Here is an 18,340-nt window from a genome sequence, read left to right on the forward strand (position 1 = left end):
TGGAAGGGGAGAGGATGAAAAAATCTCTTACCGTTTATGCCAGTGTTCAGCTAGTTCAGCGGTCAATTCTGATAAATCTTTATTATTTAGGTTACCGGGAATAGGATCGACTCCTAGCGAAACGTAAATGCCTGCGTAAGAGTTTTCTAAATCGGAATAAATAGAATCACATCGAACTTCTGCTAAGAGTGTATTGAGTTCTTCGCGAATTAAAACATGACCGCTAACTTTTCCTACAGTTGCTTCAATCCGGGTTTGCTCAGTGATGCGTTTCTGAACCTGATAGTAATCATAAGCAGATCGATATTCTTCATTAAAATGACTGAATTGAGCTAAGCTGACGTGTACTTGAGCGAGTACAGCCATACTCATGGATAAACGTTCGATGTCTAGTAGCTTTTCTTTAGTCTCCAGTTCAGCGAGTTTCGTGGGCGCCGAAATGATGCTAATCAGATTCCATGATAATTGTGCACCAAGGCTTAACCAATCCGGATTAAATAGAAAATTATTAGAGCTATAGTTATATCGACTTCCTAGCTCGATACCGGGCAACATCTGTAGCATCGCTGCACGGACTTCCTTTGCATTGGCGCGTTTTTTATAGAACAATTCGCGCAACTCAGGGCGACTTTCAAGCGCAATTTGCTCCATATCTTCAATTGTTATATTGATCTTTTTGGTAAATAAATCCCGGTCTGGTATGACTAGCGTAAATTCTGTGCCTGGTTTAATATTCATCAACTCAGCTAATTGTGATTTGGCTAGTAATAAGTTGCGCTGCAATAGATTGAGTTCTCGTTCTATGCCGTATAAATCACGTTTGAAAGTAAAATTGATTTTGGGATTATTGATCCGCTCATCTCTCATTTGATTCACTTGATCAAGCGACTCGCGTACTTTCGTTTTTAGGCTATGCATTCGTGAAATGAGTCGTTCATAACTGACAGCACGCCAATATGCTGATCGTACTTCTTGCACAATTCGATTGACCGCATTGCGTTTCTGTTCTTCTTGGATCAAAACGTTATCGGCTGCTTGTTGAGCGCGATAATACGATACCCCGAAGTCAAGAATGTTCCAGCTTAGCCCTAATGCGGAGGAGAAAATATCTTTGTCGGCGGAGGTAGATGGTTCGAGTGATGTTCTTCCAGTTAACAATGACTGGCTTCTTGCGCCGCTATAATTGCTACGTGAATCATAATGCAGGTCTACCACCAGCTTTGGTAGCATGTCGTAACTCTTAAGATTGAGTTGTTTCTGAGCCAGTGTTTTTTTGGTTAGTTCAATTTGTAATTCGAGGTTATATTTCAATGCTCTGGCAGTTGCTTCTTCCAGGGAAATAGGGCCTTGTATCGGATCGTGGATTTTTTGGAGTAACAAAAGATCGCTGGATACTCTGTGCTTGTTTTCTTCTTCAGTTACTACCTTAGGTTGTATTGCGCAACCCGATAAAATTATTATGGCAACAATAATGATTGAGCATTTGCAATAGATGCCATCATCTTGGTGTGGTAACTGATTGCAGTGATAAAGTTTATGTCTCACGAGATATTCCTATAATGCATAAATATATCGGTTATGAGCTATGTTTGTATGCGCAAGCAGATTGACTTTTAAGTCTTATTTTCAAGAATATGTGGGACTCAATGGCGTTGAGCTGCATAGCAAGCACCTGCTTGCCGCTTAGTAATATTTGTCATTCAGTGAATAAATAGTGGGGAAAAATTATTTTTTAGAGGTGACTCACTGGCAGAATAAGTCGTAGAACGCATTTAAAAAATGCGTGAAAAACAAAAATGGTTTAGATTGAATCAGGCTTTGAGATGAATTTAGCTAAATGTTTGATCAATGTATCTTCTTTGTAGGGCTTTCCTAGGAATACATTAACACCCAATTCTTTGGCTAATTTTTGATGTTTTTCTGCTGTTCTGGATGAGATGATAATAATAGGGATTTCTGCCGTTTTACTGTGAGTGCGGATATTTCTGATCAATTCAAAACCGTTCATCTTGGGCATTTCTAAATCGACCAGCATAACATCTGGTATCGTATCTTGTAAGATCCTAATTGCTTCAGCACCGTTCTTCGCAATTAAGACATCACACCCTTCGCGTTCTAAAAGACGGCAGGTTACTTTTCGGACTGTTAAAGAATCATCGACGACCATAATCGTGGGCGGTGTTTTGGTTTTTTTACGTTGATTTCGGTCGAATGATAATTTTGTCGGTGTATTCAAAATCTTTTGAACATCGCTGCGCGGCATTAATTTCACCGGATTCATAATCAGGATCATTTCACCGTTGCCTGTAATGGTCGCACCTTCGATTCCCGGCGCTTGTGTTAATTGTGCCCCGAGATTTTTAATGACCACTTCAGTGTTATCAAGTAGCTCGTCAACATGGATAGCTAAGTGCTGTGTACCACTATGCAAAAATAATACTTGGCTTTTCTTATCTGTCTCAGGTGTATGATCTGGTTCTCCGAGCAAGTGTGCTAAGTGCGAAAACGGATACTGCTTGTCATTAAATAGCACATAGTGCTTCTGATACGCTTGTTTCAACGCGTCCAGATCCATTTCACAAAAACTAGCGACAATAAAAGCCGGAATCGCATAATGTTGTTTTCCGACACGAACCATCATGACCTGTGCAACGGACAACATCAGCGGCAAATTAAGGATGAAGGTGGTACCTTTGCCTGGAGATGAGTTAACACTGATGCGGCCGCCTAAAATAGAAATTTCATTTTTTACGATATCTAAGCCAATACCGCGTCCAGCAATGCCTGTAACTGCTTCGGTGGTTGATAGTCCCGGTGCGAAAATTAAAGACATTGCGGTGTCATCATCCAATACACTAGATTCTTCTATTAGCCGCAGTCGCCGAGCTTCTTCACGAATACGTGGCAGATTTAGGCCTTGACCATCGTCGGACAAAGATAAAGTCACTTCGTTGGATTGTTGATGTAAACGAATGGAAACTGCACCTACTTCAGGTTTTCCTATTTTGGTGCGTTGTGCTGAACCTTCTATTCCGTGTGCAATAGCATTGCGCAGCAGATGTTCGAGAGGCGGATTCAGCTTTTCTAGTACATTACGGTCAATTTCGACCTCAGTGCCATGAATCTCGAGATGCACTTTCTTGCCCATTTCTTCAGCAACTTGCCGAGCAATGCGATAGTATCGCTCGGCATAATTACCAAAAGGTATGGTGCGAATTTGCATCAAAGATTGCTGTAGTTGCTTATGAATGACAGCTTGCTGCGCTGTAGCTTCTTCAGCAATGTGGTGCGTGGTACGTAGGCTTTTTTGTGCGGTAGTAATATCATCGACACTTTCAGCCATTAATCGGGTAAGTTCTTGGAATCGAGTGAATCGATCAAGTTCAAGCGGATCGAATCCTTGTTCAAGATCGCGCTGTTGTGCGTTGTGCGCTTGCATCCGCGTTTCTGCTTGAATTTCAATTTCACGCAGTTGATCGTGTAGTCGATGTGTGCTTTCCGATAAATCTTGTAGCGATAATTTAAACGCATTTAATTGTGTTTCAATTTTTGAACGAAGCGCGTTCACTTCACCCGACTCGTTGACTAAGCGGTCAATCAGGTCTGCATTGATTCGAACGATGGATTTCGATTGCAACAAGCTACTGTCGTCCGAGCCATCTACGGTCGAATGAATGGATGGAATATCCGTATCTGGCAAATCTTGATCCGGAGCAACAGCATTCACTTGCGCGGTTTGTAGTTGTTCGATTTCTCCGCTGATGACATCAAATTCGTTTTCAAGCTGATCGAGAGCAGTTTCTGCAATATGGTGTTGCTGGAATGCTGCAGCAACATGGCTTTCGAGTGTATGGATTCGGGTGCCTAGATGTATGGCGCCGATCATATGAGAACTGCCTTTTATCGTATGAAGCAGGCGCATCAACGCATGATGGATATCTTGATCTTGTGGCAAGATACGCCAAGCGCGTAATTTACTGCCGATCTGCGGAATGATATCTTGCGTTTCTTCAATAAATACCGGCAATAACTCATAATTAATCTGATCGTCGTTGTTTTGATGATGCAGTGGTTTATCGACTTGAGCAAATTGTGGCGTAGAATCAGCCAACGTGGATTCTCGAATCGGGGTAGGGATGGCGGTGACCGGTATGTCGTCATTTGTGATAACAGTGGTAACTACCTTATCAGGTTTTGATGTGTCGGCTTCGACAGCAACTAAGGGGTGATCTTTTGTAGTATTAAGTAACTCCGATGCAGATCGTAATAAATCTTCAGCTTCAATGTCTGTTGCACCATAAGTACTTAAATTTTTGCACCATAAGCTATAGGCGTCGATAGTTCTTGAGATCAGATCAAGTAATGGATTTGAGGCATACCTTTTTTCAATAATCCAACGATTTAGGACTTGTTCAAGATGCCATGCCACTTCGCTCATTTCATCAAGCATGACCATGCGACCACTGCCTTTAAGCGTATGAAATGCACGTCGCAGGGCAACTAATGCGACGCCATCGTTAGGATTTTTCTGGCAATTTTCTAAGTCGTGAGTAATACTGGCTAACAACTCATCGGCTTCTTCGAGGAAAATATCCAGCAATTCTCGATCGGGCTCTGGTTTGGTTGTTTTTTCTAGGACTTCGGAATCTGCGGAATCTGGCTGCTTGGTAGCTTCTGCTCCAACCGCAGCCTCTAGTGCAAGTAATGATGCATCTTCCGGCAAGGAAGCAATTTCAAATAAAGAAATAGCTTCCTCGAGGATTTGATAGCTATCAGGACGACCATTATTCAACGATGCAATGAAAAAACTGAGGCTACTTAAGCCGTCGACTAATAGAATCTGCTCGGCTTCAATGATTTTATGTTCCGAATTCAAAAATTTTGTGACCAGATTCCGGCAGAGTTCCAGTAAATTACTGGCACGCTCCAGTTCTAGTACAGTAAATGCACCGGAAATCTGCTTGAATAACATGGGAAGCTTAGTCAGTTCTGAACGTTTCTCAGGTTCGAAAAAGAAGGTATCTAGAATATTTTCGATTGATCCTAAGTTAACCTGAATTTCTTGTGCAATTTGCGCTAGCAGTTCTTTTTCTTGTTTACGATTATCAATGATGCTAAATGACAGGTGTTCCAGATCTGTAGAACTTGTTCCGCTGGATATCGTAACTTGTTGCAGTCGAGCAGTCAGCGCTTCAACTTGTTGCGGTAAGTCAGTGGAAAGCTGATTAAAGTCATCAATAATACTTTCGGCCAACAGTAAAGCAGTGGCCATTTCCATCGCCAGTTCTTCATCGATGTCTGCTTGTTTATCGTGTAGATAACCGACAGTTTGACTAATGCCTTCCACTAATTTCTCTAGTGGTGTGCATTGTGTTTGCTGTGACAATTGTTTTAGTTGCTTAACATTTTCACGAAGTGAAATCAGGCTTTCTTGATGACCAGCACAATACTCTCGCCAAATGTCATTGGCTTCCATTAGCCTACTATGGAGTTTGCTAAGAATCGGCGATAAGGCTTCCGATTGTTCTAACGTCAGCGGGCTTGTTTTTGTGTCTTGTCCGGGCCATACATAACAACGTTTGATATCAGCAATACGTTGGCTGGATTCTTCGCTATGTGCAACGTGATATAGCAATTCGCGTAATAATGATTGTGTATCGACCAACGCTTCGGTGGTTAGGTGGCGCATGGTCTGTTCAATTTTTCCACATAGCCGCCGAATCGCAAGATCAATCTCAGTTGATTTAAGTTGCATCAAGTCTTCAAGAAATCCAGCGGTAACCCACCAAAAAGCACGCTGCTCTAATGTTCCTGGTAATTTCTCAAATTGAAGGACTGCAGTGGCCATGAGCTGCAAGCCTTCCTGTTGCGTGGGATCTCGCAGCCATTTGAGTAATCCGGTTTGATATTCGCTACCGGCTTGCTTGATGATGCTTTTCGCCTCAAGAGCATCTGTTTGCATTGAAATTTTGACTAGAGGCGGTTCAATAGTCAATCGAGGGAAAAACAGATCGCTTTCAGGAATATATTCACTGCCATAAGCTTGCATCAGCGAACGGTATGCTGGAAATAGTTGGAGCGGGTTTTCGGATTTCCCCTCAATCAGTTCGCTTAAATAATGCTGTAAGGTTCTTGAGGCCAGTTGTAGAGCTTCTGGGATTTTTGGGTTTGCGGTGATTTTTTTGTCGATCTGCGCATCGATCAACTGTACCATCTGTTTACTGAGAACTGTGATACTGCTAAGTTCCAGCATTTCGAGCAAGCCATTCAATTGTAGAATGTAATTTCTGCAATCACGAATTAGACTAATCTTCTCTGGATGCTGTGTATAGCTATCCAAGTTCTGATCAATCAACGAAAAAACCTGATAGATTCCTTCTTTAATTCCGTAGATCGACGAAATATTGAGTTTATGTTGAGCGCTCATACTGGAATATTATCAGTCAATGTACTGATTGAAAACAAAGCTTACACTTTAAAGTTCGATACTGAAGCTTTTAGTTCAGAAGCAAATCCGGCAATTTGTTTAATTGAGGTAGTGGTTTTCTGGGTTCCTTCGGTGTTTTTCCTGGTGATACGGAGGATCTCTTCCATGTTGGCTACTACCTGGTGAGCGGCTCGCGTTTGCATATTGGTGACATCAAAAATGTGCGTTACTTGCTTTGCCAACTGTTTGGAAACTTGTTCTATTTCTTCGAGTGCGCGACCGGCAGCATCGGATCGTTGGGCGCCTTGCGCAACACCAAGCGTACTTCTTTCCATCGCGGCTATGGCGTCTTGCGTATCACCTTGAATGGTTATGATTAATTCGCCGATTTGTTTGCTGGCTTCGGTAGAGCGCTCTGCCAAACGTTGTACTTCCTGAGCGATGACGCTAAATCCGCGTCCTGCTTCTCCAGCAACATTAGCTTGTAATGCAGCATTTAGTGCGAGGACGTTGGTTTGATCTGTAATGTCGCTAATCAATGCAATAATTTCACCAATTTCCTGAGAGCTTTCTCCTAGCCGCTTGATGCGTTTCGAGGTATCTTGAATGTGTGCGCGAATTTCATTCATGCCGGCAATTGAGTCTCGTACCGCCTTCGTACCTCGTTCAGCAGTAGTTAACGATTGTTCTGCAACTTTTGCAGATTCAGTCGCTAGATTCGATACCTCACTGATTGATTCAGCCATACCCAGTACCGCTAAAGTGGTTTCCTCAATTTTAGCTGATTGATGCTGTGCGGCTGACAACAGTTCGGTCGATACATACTGTGCTTGATTAGAAGATTTGACAACCAGTGCACCAGCTTGATTAACTTGTTCTACCAAGGTATGCAGTTCTTCAATAGTGCAATTGATCGCATCAGCGATAGCGCCGGTGGTGTCATTTGTGATATCAGTGCGAACCGTCAAATCACCTTCAGCGATTCTTTTCATGTCACTGAGTAATTTTCGAATTGCGAGCTGCGTATGCTTGATTTCATCCTTGTTTTGGGAGGCTTTATCTTGTAAGTTTTGACGTACATGATAAATGAACGATATTAGACATAAAGTTAGGATGGCAGCAAGAAAATAAAATAATGTGTCTAATATAGAAATAAATGCAAAATTGTGTTCTCGCGCTTTATTTTTTATTTCTTCAATTGAGGTTATGACTTCATCACTTTTACTGCTAATTTTTTGTATCGTTGATTGCACAGTCATTGCTGCAGCGATTTCTTTCTGAACCAAATTGATGTGCTGGTCAAACTTTCTTAATAATGAATAGATGTGTGACAGTAAATCTTGAATCATTTCATCCTTGTCTGAAATTGCACCAAGTCCTTGTGAGCCTTGACTGATTGTTTGGGTGATAGCCGTAATCTGCGCTTGATCTTGGTTGAGTTGCGCGGCAATTTCTGCGAATGATAGCTCATTTAAGAAAATGACTTGGATGTTTTGGGTTGCATTGCGAGCGCGTGCGCGTATGGTTTCCATGATTCGCATTTCATGCGGTAGATTGCCTATCTCAAGCATGCGGTATAAGGTTTCATCGATTCTCCGCGTTAGTTGGCTATAGAGAGTTTCGATTGTCTTAATGCTACTATTCAGTTTAATGATAGCGTCCTGATAGTTGAGTAGTAGATTGATTTGTTCATCAATTTGTTGCCAATCACGTCGGTAAACTTCTAGTGTTGCTAGAGTAGCGGGGTCAGTTACAGCAACTACGGTTTCACCCTGATAGTTTCCACCTTCACTCATGATATTTATTAACGTATTGATTTTGTTTTTATAATCGAGTAAATGAGTAAAAGTGATCGAATGAGCTTGAGGAGTTTTTTGGATGTTTTTTGCTAGCTGCAGGTGAAGAATTGGTAAATCAGAAATCAGCAGTGTTTGAGTGAATGCACGCTGGTTATGGTATTTGCTGATGATCGAAACAGTCACTATGCACAGTATTAAGAATACGATCCAAAATCCCATGGTTCGCTGTTTATTGAGAAATGTTACATTATTCTTTCCGCTACCAGCTTTGGGGGATAACACAATAATTGGCAAATTTGCTCTTAGTGCAGAAATTCCCGTTGCCAGTTTTGATTTTGAAAAATGTTCATCCATTGACATCTCCAGGCTTAATCATGGCTTTTCAGAATGCCTCAAACTTCTTAGCGAGGTGATCATGCTTATCGAGGAGTAGCATAGCTGCTAACAGATTCGGTCAAAAACACAATAAGACCCGATAAATGGTGTCTTTTAGAAATTGAGGCGTCAGGCGAATTAGGTGACACAGGATAGTAATTTATATAAAGAATTACTATATTCTTTGGATGAACGCTCAATCATATATGCTGGAGTGTATTCATATAGCCATGGGTGAATTACTAAATACTGTTGAATTCAGTGAAGTGGAAGAATTGTGTTTTTGAGCGCTAAAGGGGAAGATTCGAATGCAGGTCTTTGGTGATTATAGTAGTGACTTCTGTGCAATACGCGTTAACACTGGTAGAAAAGTAGAGACCTCTGCATAACTGCGTAAATTGGTTGAAACCTTACATGGACGTATATGGACTCCTCCGTTTTGTGTGAGATTTTTTGATGAGGTTTTAGCTGAAGCACTTGCACTCGTATATCCGGCCTGTAATGGGATCTGTTTATTATATCCCTGACCTTGATGGAAATTCGCTGCTGGGGCCTCATCGCCCACTCGTGATCATAAGCCACTGTCCATGTATCAGGCTTCCCAGCTGCGGATGTACCCGCTTTACCATCACTCGAAATCACACTGCAAATCAAAGAAATCTATTACGTTTGTAGCATACCTCTATTTACCCTAATATTGGTGGCAAGCCAATACCGTATGCTAATGTTGTCTAGAGTTATCCATGGTGGCTTGACGCTGCACCCTCAATAGTGCTGAGCGACAAGTCGCTGTGGATAACTCGGGTCATAAGCGCAGTCGTTAGTAAGTACCGCCCAGATACGCCTTGCCGTTCGGTGTGCCATCGCCACCACCACTTTGTTGAGAGTCTTTCGTTGCAGCATTGCCTGTTGCCAACTGTTGAGCTTGTCGATACGTTTAGCATAGCTCAGGGCTGCACGAGCACCATGCACCAGCAGGCAACGCAGATAGATATCGCCGCGTTTGCTGATGCCCTGCAACTGGGTTTTGCCGCCGCTGGAATTTTGTCGCGGAACCAGCCCAAGCCAGGCTGCGAACTGGCTGGCGCTCTTAAAGTTCTGGATATCGCCAATCGATGCCACTACAGCCGTAGCAGTCAGCGGACCTACTCCTTCGATCTGCAGGATACGCTGACATTCCTTGCTGCTACGAAGATGCGATTCGATCTGCTTATCGAATACCTTGATCCGGCAAGTGAGATTGGTCAGCTCCTGAAAGAGTGAGGAAAACATTACATTGAGATCCCTGGGTATTTGGCTATCTTGTGAACTGATGATCTGTATCAGCCGTGTATTGAGCTGCTTGAAGCTCCGCGGAATAGTGATGCCGAACTCAGCCAATAGGCCACGAATCTGGTTGCCGAGTGCAACGCGTTGTTTGACGATGCCGGCACGTACGCGGTGTAACACAAGCACTGCTTGCTGTTCCTCACTTTTGATCGGTACAAAACGCATATTCGGACGTGTCACTGCCTCGCAAATTGCCTCCGCATCACGAGCATCATTCTTGTTGGTTTTGACATAAGGCTTGACAAACTGAGGTGGCATCAATCGTACTGTATGTCCCATATCCGATAGGCATCTGCCCCAATAATGGGCAGACGAGCAAGCTTCCATGCCGATCAGACATGGGGAAAGTTGTGTGAAGAATTCAATCATCTGTCTGCGAGAGAGCTTCTTCTTCAGGACAGTAAATCCTGACGGATTAGTGCCATGTATTTGAAAAACGTTTTTGGCAAGATCAATTCCTATTACAGCAACTTGTTTCATTTTGGTCTCCTCGGTTAGTTAAAGATACTACCGTACCCCTTCCTGGAGGGAGGAGTCCNNGCCATACATTCGGATTATAGTTGGAGAAGGTTCTCCTATCCCTGATGGAATTCGCTAAATAGCCCCTGATCATTGCAGCGCACTCGAAGTGCCAGGTCTCGTTAAGGTTAAGCTATTTACGGTCTTACCAGATTCGCCATCATGTCATGATTGCCCTAGCAATCTGTGAAAAATTGTCCCTATTTAAAATACCAGTCTGTTTTATCGATTGTTAATCAAATTAATTCCAATACCAGTTACACTGGTACGCAGTTGGCCTTAAAGGAAGTGCCTTTGGTCAGGAGTGCCCAAATAATACGCGCATTTTTGTTGGCCAAAGCGACTGCCACTACATTTTTATTGCGCCTGGTCAATATTTTTCCAAGCCAGTTGTCAGATATTTCCTTGTTATCGGCATACCGGATTACGGCGCGTGCACCATGAATTAACAAGGTACGCAAATAACTATCACCCCGTTTGCTGATACCGAGCAAGACTTGCTTACCTCCGCTTGAGTGTTGTCTGGGAACCAGACCTAGCCAAGCCGCTAATTGCCTGCCGTTCTTGAATTCTCGTGCGTTACCTCAGGTGGCTACGATGGCGCTTGCGGTAATGGGGCCAAGACCAGGGATTTTTGCCAGCTTCCGGCTGGCTTCGTTATCTTGGTGCCAGCGCTGAATTTGTATTTCCAGTTCATTGACTTGCTTATCTAGCTCTTTGAGATGATCGGTCAAGCGTGCTAATAATTGCCGCATGGTCTGTGTCAGCCCGTTTTCACCATCTTCTAGTATGTCCGGCATTCGCTCGGCGATAGTATAAATTCTCTATGTACCGACAGAATCGATTGTCGCTCAACGGTCTTTTGGGTGACAAAACGCATCGTCGGTCGGCCTACTGCTTCACAGATGGCTTGTGCATCTGCCACGTCATTTTTATTCGTTTTGACATATGGCTTGACAAATTGTGGTGCCATGAGCTTCACCCTGTGACCATAAAGCTCCAGTTTCCTAACCCAACGATGTGCACTACCACAGGCCTCCATGCCGATCAAACAAGGTTCGAGGTTAGCAAAGAATTTGCCATCTCACTTTGGCGCAACTGCTTGCGCAGCACAGCCTTGCCCTGCACATCCATACCGTGAATCTGAAACACTTCTTTTGCTAAATCAATGCCTATCGTTGTAATCTTCATGTCGGACGCTCCTCTCTTGATTAGTGGGCATTATTGCACCATTACTTTGGCACTTCGATGCCGTTTAGGGTAGTGGGCGTCCATATAAGGTCTCTGGTTGTGATTAATGAGAGAGGTATGCAAATGACAGTCGTTACACGTCATTTTGGTGGAAAGTGAAGTTTTTTCGCTTTTTTAGAAGAGTTTTTCCACTTATGCAACATATGGACGGATTGACCCCTTAATGGTTGATGCAAGAAGACTTTGTTGGCAACTTTTTTCAGATTCACGCAGATACTTTTCGGTATGACTTGGGTGTTGACTTTTACCGTACCGAAGTAGCTGTCGTGTCCCATTCTGAATAATTGTTTGATGGTGTCGAAACACTGTTTGACAATGTAGCGTTTCTTGCTGATTCATTGATTCGCCAGTTTCTGGCGTGTCGAAAGTGGTTTGTTCTTATACCTTATTGTGCGTTCACCAGGTAACTGCGGTAGCCAAACTGCGACTTCTTGCCTTTCTTTAGCCAGGTCCGTATCCGGATCCGCACTCTGCTCTTCAATACAACTCATTCCCGGTTGACTGCCATCTTCAAACTGAACGGCATTCCCTTCGGCATCCACGCTCTAGCGTGATGGTCTTTTTAGGGCGTGCCGCTGATTCAATCAGCGTGGTATCAATCACTGCCTCCGCTGGGCCCTTGATCATCAATCCGTGTGATTGAAGCTGTCCATTGATAGAGACCAGCAGATCATCTAGCCGGCCGTTGATTACCAGCCGGTTTCGGAACCGGCATAAAGTGATTTCGTCCGGTATCGCGTCCGGCAAGGACAACCCATAAAATTGTAGAAAATCAATCCGTATATTTAGCGCTTACTCCAAGCCCGCATCCTACAAACTATGCCACTGCCCCAGCAGGATTGCTTTGAACATCATCAGCGCATTAATCTTCATCAGAACATTATCTCGTTTCAATCGTTGTGCCAATTCCAATGTTCCAAAACTCATCTGCATCTCTTGCTACAACTCTCTTTTAGCTGCCACTATTTTAATGGGTTATTGCATTGACAGGCGAGGTCGTGCAGGAGTTTAAGTATGGAATTTGTTCTTTTGCGTTGGACCAGTAGCATTAGTTATACATTTTTTTAACCTTTTTACCTGAATTAAAGTACGAATGCGTTTTTTGGGCAGAGATTGTCTTTCTAGCATATAGTTATTTATTTTGTCTCGTAGGGTCATCGTGTCGGTATCGCTAGCTTAGGTTCTGTTTTATTAAGACGGCAATTTTTTGACTTGCTGCTTAATTTCTAGGGAAAGTTCAAAAACAAAGTAAATCACAATATAGCTAAAAAATTTCTTGACCGATTATTAGGAGTCTGTATAATTCCGTTTCTCGTTACTTAGCAGTATCGAAGCAGAAAGTAACGAATGCTCTTTAAAAAAACAATCGATAGGTGTGAACACTTAGTAATAGTGAAAGCAAAATAGTATTTGAAAGTTTAAGTTCAAATATTTATGTAAATATGAATCACAAGAGTTAAAGCAGGAATTAAACTTAAGAGTTTGATCCTGGCTCAGATTGAACGCTGGCGGCATGCTTTACACATGCAAGTCGAACGGCAGCACGAGTGCTTGCACTTGGTGGCGAGTGGCGAACGGGTGAGTAATACATCGGAACGTATCTTAGAGAGGGGGATAACGCATCGAAAGATGTGCTAATACCGCATAATCTCTGCGGAGAAAAGTAGGGGATCGTAAGACCTTGCGCTTTTAGAGCGGCCGATGTCTGATTAGCTAGTTGGTGAGGTAAAGGCTCACCAAGGCAACGATCAGTAGTTGGTCTGAGAGGATGGCCAACCACACTGGGACTGAGACACGGCCCAGACTCCTACGGGAGGCAGCAGTGGGGAATTTTGGACAATGGGGGAAACCCTGATCCAGCAATGCCGCGTGAGTGAAGAAGGCCTTCGGGTTGTAAAGCTCTTTCAGTTGAGAAGAAAAGGTTATGACTAATAATCATAATTAATGACGGTATCAACAGAAGAAGCACCGGCTAACTACGTGCCAGCAGCCGCGGTAATACGTAGGGTGCAAGCGTTAATCGGAATTACTGGGCGTAAAGGGTGCGCAGGCGGTTATGTAAGTCAGATGTGAAATCCCCGGGCTTAACCTGGGAATTGCGTTTGAAACTACATGACTAGAGTGTAGCAGAGGGAAGTGGAATTCCATGTGTAGCAGTGAAATGCGTAGAGATATGGAGGAACATCGATGGCGAAGGCAACTTCCTGGGTTAACACTGACGCTCATGCACGAAAGCGTGGGGAGCAAACAGGATTAGATACCCTGGTAGTCCACGCCCTAAACTATGTCAACTAGTTGTCGGATCTTAACTGATTTGGTAACGTAGCTAACGCGTGAAGTTGACCGCCTGGGGAGTACGGTCGCAAGATTAAAACTCAAAGGAATTGACGGGGACCCGCACAAGCGGTGGATTATGTGGATTAATTCGATGCAACGCGAAAAACCTTACCTACCCTTGACATGTCAGAAAGATTTTAGAAATAAATTCGTGCCCGAAAGGGAATTTGAACACAGGTGCTGCATGGCTGTCGTCAGCTCGTGTCGTGAGATGTTGGGTTAAGTCCCGCAACGAGCGCAACCCTTGTCATTAGTTGCCAGCATTTAGTTGGGCACTTTAATGAGACTGCCGGTGATAAACCGGAGGAAGGTGGGGATGACGTCAAGTCCTCATGGCCCTTATGGGTAGGGCTTCACACGTAATACAATGGCGCGTACAGAGGGTTGCCAACTTGCAAAAGGGAGCTAATCTCAGAAAGCGCGTCGTAGTCCGGATCGGAGTCTGCAACTCGACTCCGTGAAGTCGGAATCGCTAGTAATCGCGGATCAGCATGCCGCGGTGAATACGTTCCCGGGTCTTGTACACACCGCCCGTCACACCATGGGAGTGGGTTTCACCAGAAGCAGGTAGTCTAACCGAAAGGAGGGCGCTTGCCACGGTGGTATTCATGACTGGGGTGAAGTCGTAACAAGGTAGCCGTAGGGGAACCTGTGGCTGGATCACCTCCTTTCTAGTTATAGCTATTTTAAGTGTTCACAGCCTATCGATTGTTTGTATAGTAATCAAAATAATCAGGCGATTAGTAACAAGAGAATTAATATTGAGTGCGCAAAGACTTAATAAAAGGGTCTGTAGCTCAGTTGGTTAGAGCACACGCTTGATAAGCGTGGGGTCGATGGTTCAAGTCCATCCAGACCCACCATATATTGGGGGTGTAGCTCAGCTGGGAGAGCACCTGCTTTGCAAGCAGGGGGTCATCGGTTCGATCCCGTTCACCTCCACCAATTTTTTATTTAAAAAATATTAATGATTATTTTTGTATTACGATGCCTCGTTGATGATGACGAAGTATAGAACGACAGGTTTTTTGTTCTTTAAAAATAGAGAAAGAAAAGTAGATTCATTGAAGTGATACTTCAGTGAAAAAAGCGGATGATTGTATTAATAAATGTAATATTTGTAGTAATTGAGCTTAACTTTTAAATAAGTTTTTGTAAGTTATTAAAGTTATAGGATCAAGTGAATAAGTGCATGTGATGGATGCCTTGGCGATTACAGGCGATGAAGGACGCGGAAGTCTGCGAAAAGCTTCGGGGAGCTGACAAACGAGCATTGATCCGAAGGTATCCGAATGGGGAAACCCGATCCGAAAAGGATCAACATTGATTGAATATATAGATCAAATGTGGCGAACCTGGAGAACTGAAACATCTAAGTAACCAGAGGAAAAGAAATCAACCGAGATTCCCAAAGTAGTGGCGAGCGAAATGGGATGAGCCATCAATATTTAACATTCAAATTAATCAAATTTTCTGGAAAGTTAAACCATAGTGGGTGATAGTCCCGTAGGTAAAAATTTGAGTGTGGAACTAAGATTGAGATAAGTAGAGCGGGACACGTGAAATCCTGTTTGAAGATGGGGGGACCATCCTCCAAGGCTAAATACTCGTAATCGACCGATAGTGAACCAGTACCGTGAGGGAAAGGTAAAAAGAACCCCGGAAGGGGAGTGAAATAGATCCTGAAATCGCATGCATACAAACAGTGGGAGCTTAATAGTTTACTATTGAGTGACTGCGTACCTTTTGTATAATGGGTCAGCGACTTACATTCAGTAGCAAGCTTAACCGAATAGGGTAGGCGTAGCGAAAGCAAGTCTTAATAGGGCGCTAGTTACTGGGTGTAGACCCGAAACCAGATGAGCTACTCATGGTCAGGATGAAGCAAAGGTAACACTTTGTGGAGGTCCGAACCCACTAATGTTGAAAAATTAGGGGATGAACTGTGAGTAGGGGTGAAAGGCTAAACAAATCTGGAAATAGCTGGTTCTCTCCGAAAACTATTTAGGTAGTGCCTTACGTATCACCTTTGGGGGTAGAGCACTGTTATGGCTAGGGGGTCATTGAGACTTACCAAACCATTGCAAACTCCGAATACCAAAGAGTGCGAGCGTGGGAGTCAGACATCGGGTGCTAACGTCCGGTGTCAAAAGGGAAACAACCCAGATCCTCAGCTAAGGTCCCAAAGATACAATTGAGTGGGAAACGAAGTGGGAAGGCATAAACAGTCAGGAGGTTGGCTTAGAAGCAGCCATCCTTTAAAGAAAGCGTAATAGCTCACTGATCGAGTCGTTCTGCGCGGAAGATGTAACGGGGCTAAATTGTACACCGAAGCAAGGAATTTGCATTTTAATGCAAATGGTAGGAGAGCGTTCCGTAAGCCTGTGAAGATGATTCGTAAGAATTGTTGGAGGTATCGGAAGTGCGAATGCTGACATGAGTAGCGATAAAGAAAGTGAAAAACTTTCTCGCCGAAAACCCGAGGTTTCCTGTGCAACGTTAATCGGCGCAGGGTTAGTCGGATCCTAAGATGAGGCAGAAATGCGTAATCGATGGGAAACTGGTTAAAATTCCAGTACCTTTATTCAATGCGATGTGGGGACGAAGAAGGTTAGCTTGGCCAGGTGTTGGATGTCCTGGTTTAAGTATGTAGGTGTGTTGTTATGGAAAATCCGAACAATGAAACCGAGATATGATGACGTAACGCTCTTAGGAGCGCCAAGTAAGTAATACCAAGCTTCCAGGAAAAGCCACTAAGCTTCAGTTGAATAGAGACCGTACCGCAAACCAACACAGGTGGGTAGGATGAAAATTCTAAGGCGCTTGAGAGAACTCAGGAGAAGGAACTCGGCAAAATTACACCGTAACTTCGGAATAAGGTGTGCCTTTTGTATGTGTAGTGCTTCGCGCATGAAGCAGAAAAAGGTTGCAAAAAATAGGTGGCTGCGACTGTTTAATAAAAACATAGCACTCTGCAAACACGCAAGTGGACGTATAGAGTGTGACGCCTGCCCGGTGCCGGAAGGTTAAATGATGGGGTGCAAGCTCTTGATTGAAGCCCCGGTAAACGGCGGCCGTAACTATAACGGTCCTAAGGTAGCGAAATTCCTTGTCGGGTAAGTTCCGACCTGCACGAATGGCGTAACGATGGCCACGCTGTCTCCTCCTGGGACTCAGCGAATTTGAAATGTTTGTGAAGATGCAATCTTCCCGCGGCTAGACGGAAAGACCCCGTGCACCTTTACTGTAGCTTTACATTGGATTTTGATAGCATCTGTGTAGAATAGGTGGGAGACATTGAAGTGAGTTCGCTAGAACTCATGGAGTCATCGTTGAAATACCACCCTGATGTTGTTGGGATTCTAACCTAAATCCATTATCTGGATTGGGGACCGTGTATGGTAGGCAGTTTGACTGGGGCGGTCTCCTCCCAAATTGTAACGGAGGAGTACGAAGGTACGCTAGGTACGGTCGGAAATCGTGCTGATAGTGCAATGGCATAAGCGTGCTTAACTGCGAGACTGACAAGTCGAGCAGATGCGAAAGCAGGTCATAGTGATCCGGTGGTTCTGTATGGAAGGGCCATCGCTCAACGGATAAAAGGTACGCCGGGGATAACAGGCTGATTCCTCCCAAGAGTTCATATCGACGGGGGAGTTTGGCACCTCGATGTCGGCTCATCACATCCTGGGGCTGTAGCCGGTCCCAAGGGTATGGCTGTTCGCCATTTAAAGTGGTACGTGAGCTGGGTTTAAAACGTCGTGAGACAGTTTGGTCCCTATCTGCCGTGGGCGTTGGAAGTTTGAATGGGGCTGCTTCTAGTACGAGAGGACCGAAGTGGACGCACCTCTGGTGTACCGGTTATAACGCCAGTTGTATTGCCGGGTAGCTAAGTGCGGAAAAGATAACCGCTGAAAGCATCTAAGCGGGAAACTTGCCATAAGATAAGACTTCCCAAGGATTTAATCCTTCTAAAGGTTCGTTGAAGACTACAACGTTAATAGGTCGAGTGTGTAAGCATAGTAATATGTTCAGCTTATCGATACTAATTGACCGTGTGGCTTGATCCTATAACTTTAATTACTTAATCATATTTTAAAATATACCTAACATATATATAGTTAATATTATTTACCGATCATACTTGGTAGTCATAGCGCTTTGGAACCACGTCTTCCCATATCGAACAGAATTGTGAAACGAAGCTGCGCCAATGATAGTGTGCATTCGCATGTGAAAGTAGGTTGCTGCCAAGTTCTTTTTTAATTGTTACTAGTAGTGATAAGTTTTTATACTAATCTTA

At 43.8% G+C, this 18,340-nt stretch carries 6 protein-coding genes, 2 tRNA genes, 3 rRNA genes and 1 pseudogene; 5 read left to right on the top strand and 7 right to left on the bottom strand.

Annotated elements, in window-relative coordinates; all coding sequences use genetic code 11:
- Positions 1-27: 27 nt before the first annotated feature.
- The 7 genes and pseudogenes from W03_RS01640 to W03_RS01670 form a co-directional block, all read right to left on the bottom strand.
- Positions 28-1,545, bottom strand: a complete 1,518-nt coding sequence (locus tag W03_RS01640) for a TolC family protein (RefSeq protein ID WP_244070780.1) — start codon at positions 1,543-1,545, stop codon at positions 28-30.
- A gap of 256 nt (positions 1,546-1,801) precedes the next feature.
- Positions 1,802-6,427 carry a response regulator gene (locus W03_RS01645; protein ID WP_244070782.1) on the bottom strand — a complete coding sequence of 1,542 codons (4,626 nt, stop codon included), beginning with the start codon at positions 6,425-6,427 and terminating at the stop codon, positions 1,802-1,804.
- A gap of 41 nt (positions 6,428-6,468) precedes the next feature.
- Positions 6,469-8,580 carry a methyl-accepting chemotaxis protein gene (locus W03_RS01650; protein WP_244070784.1) on the bottom strand — a complete coding sequence of 704 codons (2,112 nt, stop codon included), beginning with the start codon at positions 8,578-8,580 and terminating at the stop codon, positions 6,469-6,471.
- A gap of 786 nt (positions 8,581-9,366) precedes the next feature.
- Positions 9,367-10,410 carry an IS110 family transposase gene (locus W03_RS01655; protein ID WP_244070393.1) on the bottom strand — a complete coding sequence of 348 codons (1,044 nt, stop codon included), beginning with the start codon at positions 10,408-10,410 and terminating at the stop codon, positions 9,367-9,369.
- A 296-nt stretch (positions 10,411-10,706) separates the two neighbouring features.
- A pseudogene (locus W03_RS01660) lies at positions 10,707-11,640 on the bottom strand (IS110 family transposase).
- 395 nt (positions 11,641-12,035) lie between these two features.
- On the bottom strand, positions 12,036-12,242 hold the full coding sequence (locus tag W03_RS01665) for a hypothetical protein (protein WP_244073749.1): 207 nt from the start codon (positions 12,240-12,242) through the stop codon (positions 12,036-12,038).
- The gene (locus tag W03_RS01670) at positions 12,211-12,453 is read right to left on the bottom strand and encodes a hypothetical protein (protein WP_309296079.1); all 243 of its coding nucleotides are present in this window, start codon (positions 12,451-12,453) and stop codon (positions 12,211-12,213) included. The genes W03_RS01665 and W03_RS01670 overlap by 32 nt, the downstream gene beginning before the upstream one ends.
- Positions 12,454-13,170: 717 nt before the next feature.
- Between W03_RS01670 and W03_RS01675 the strand changes: the two genes are divergently transcribed.
- From W03_RS01675 to rrf, 5 genes are all read left to right on the top strand, one after another.
- Positions 13,171-14,708 (top strand): 16S ribosomal RNA (locus tag W03_RS01675).
- 115 nt (positions 14,709-14,823) lie between these two features.
- Positions 14,824-14,900, top strand: a tRNA-Ile gene (locus W03_RS01680).
- A 6-nt stretch (positions 14,901-14,906) separates the two neighbouring features.
- Positions 14,907-14,982, top strand: a tRNA-Ala gene (locus tag W03_RS01685).
- Between the two features lie 229 nt (positions 14,983-15,211).
- Positions 15,212-18,107, top strand: a 23S ribosomal RNA gene (locus tag W03_RS01690).
- A 73-nt stretch (positions 18,108-18,180) separates the two neighbouring features.
- Positions 18,181-18,293, top strand: a 5S ribosomal RNA gene (gene rrf / locus W03_RS01695).
- Together the 16S, 23S and 5S rRNA genes with 2 tRNA genes alongside form the textbook arrangement of a ribosomal RNA operon.
- Positions 18,294-18,340: the final 47 nt, after the last annotated feature.

This window comes from Nitrosomonas sp. PY1 (assembly GCF_022836435.1).
Classification (GTDB): domain Bacteria; phylum Pseudomonadota; class Gammaproteobacteria; order Burkholderiales; family Nitrosomonadaceae; genus Nitrosomonas.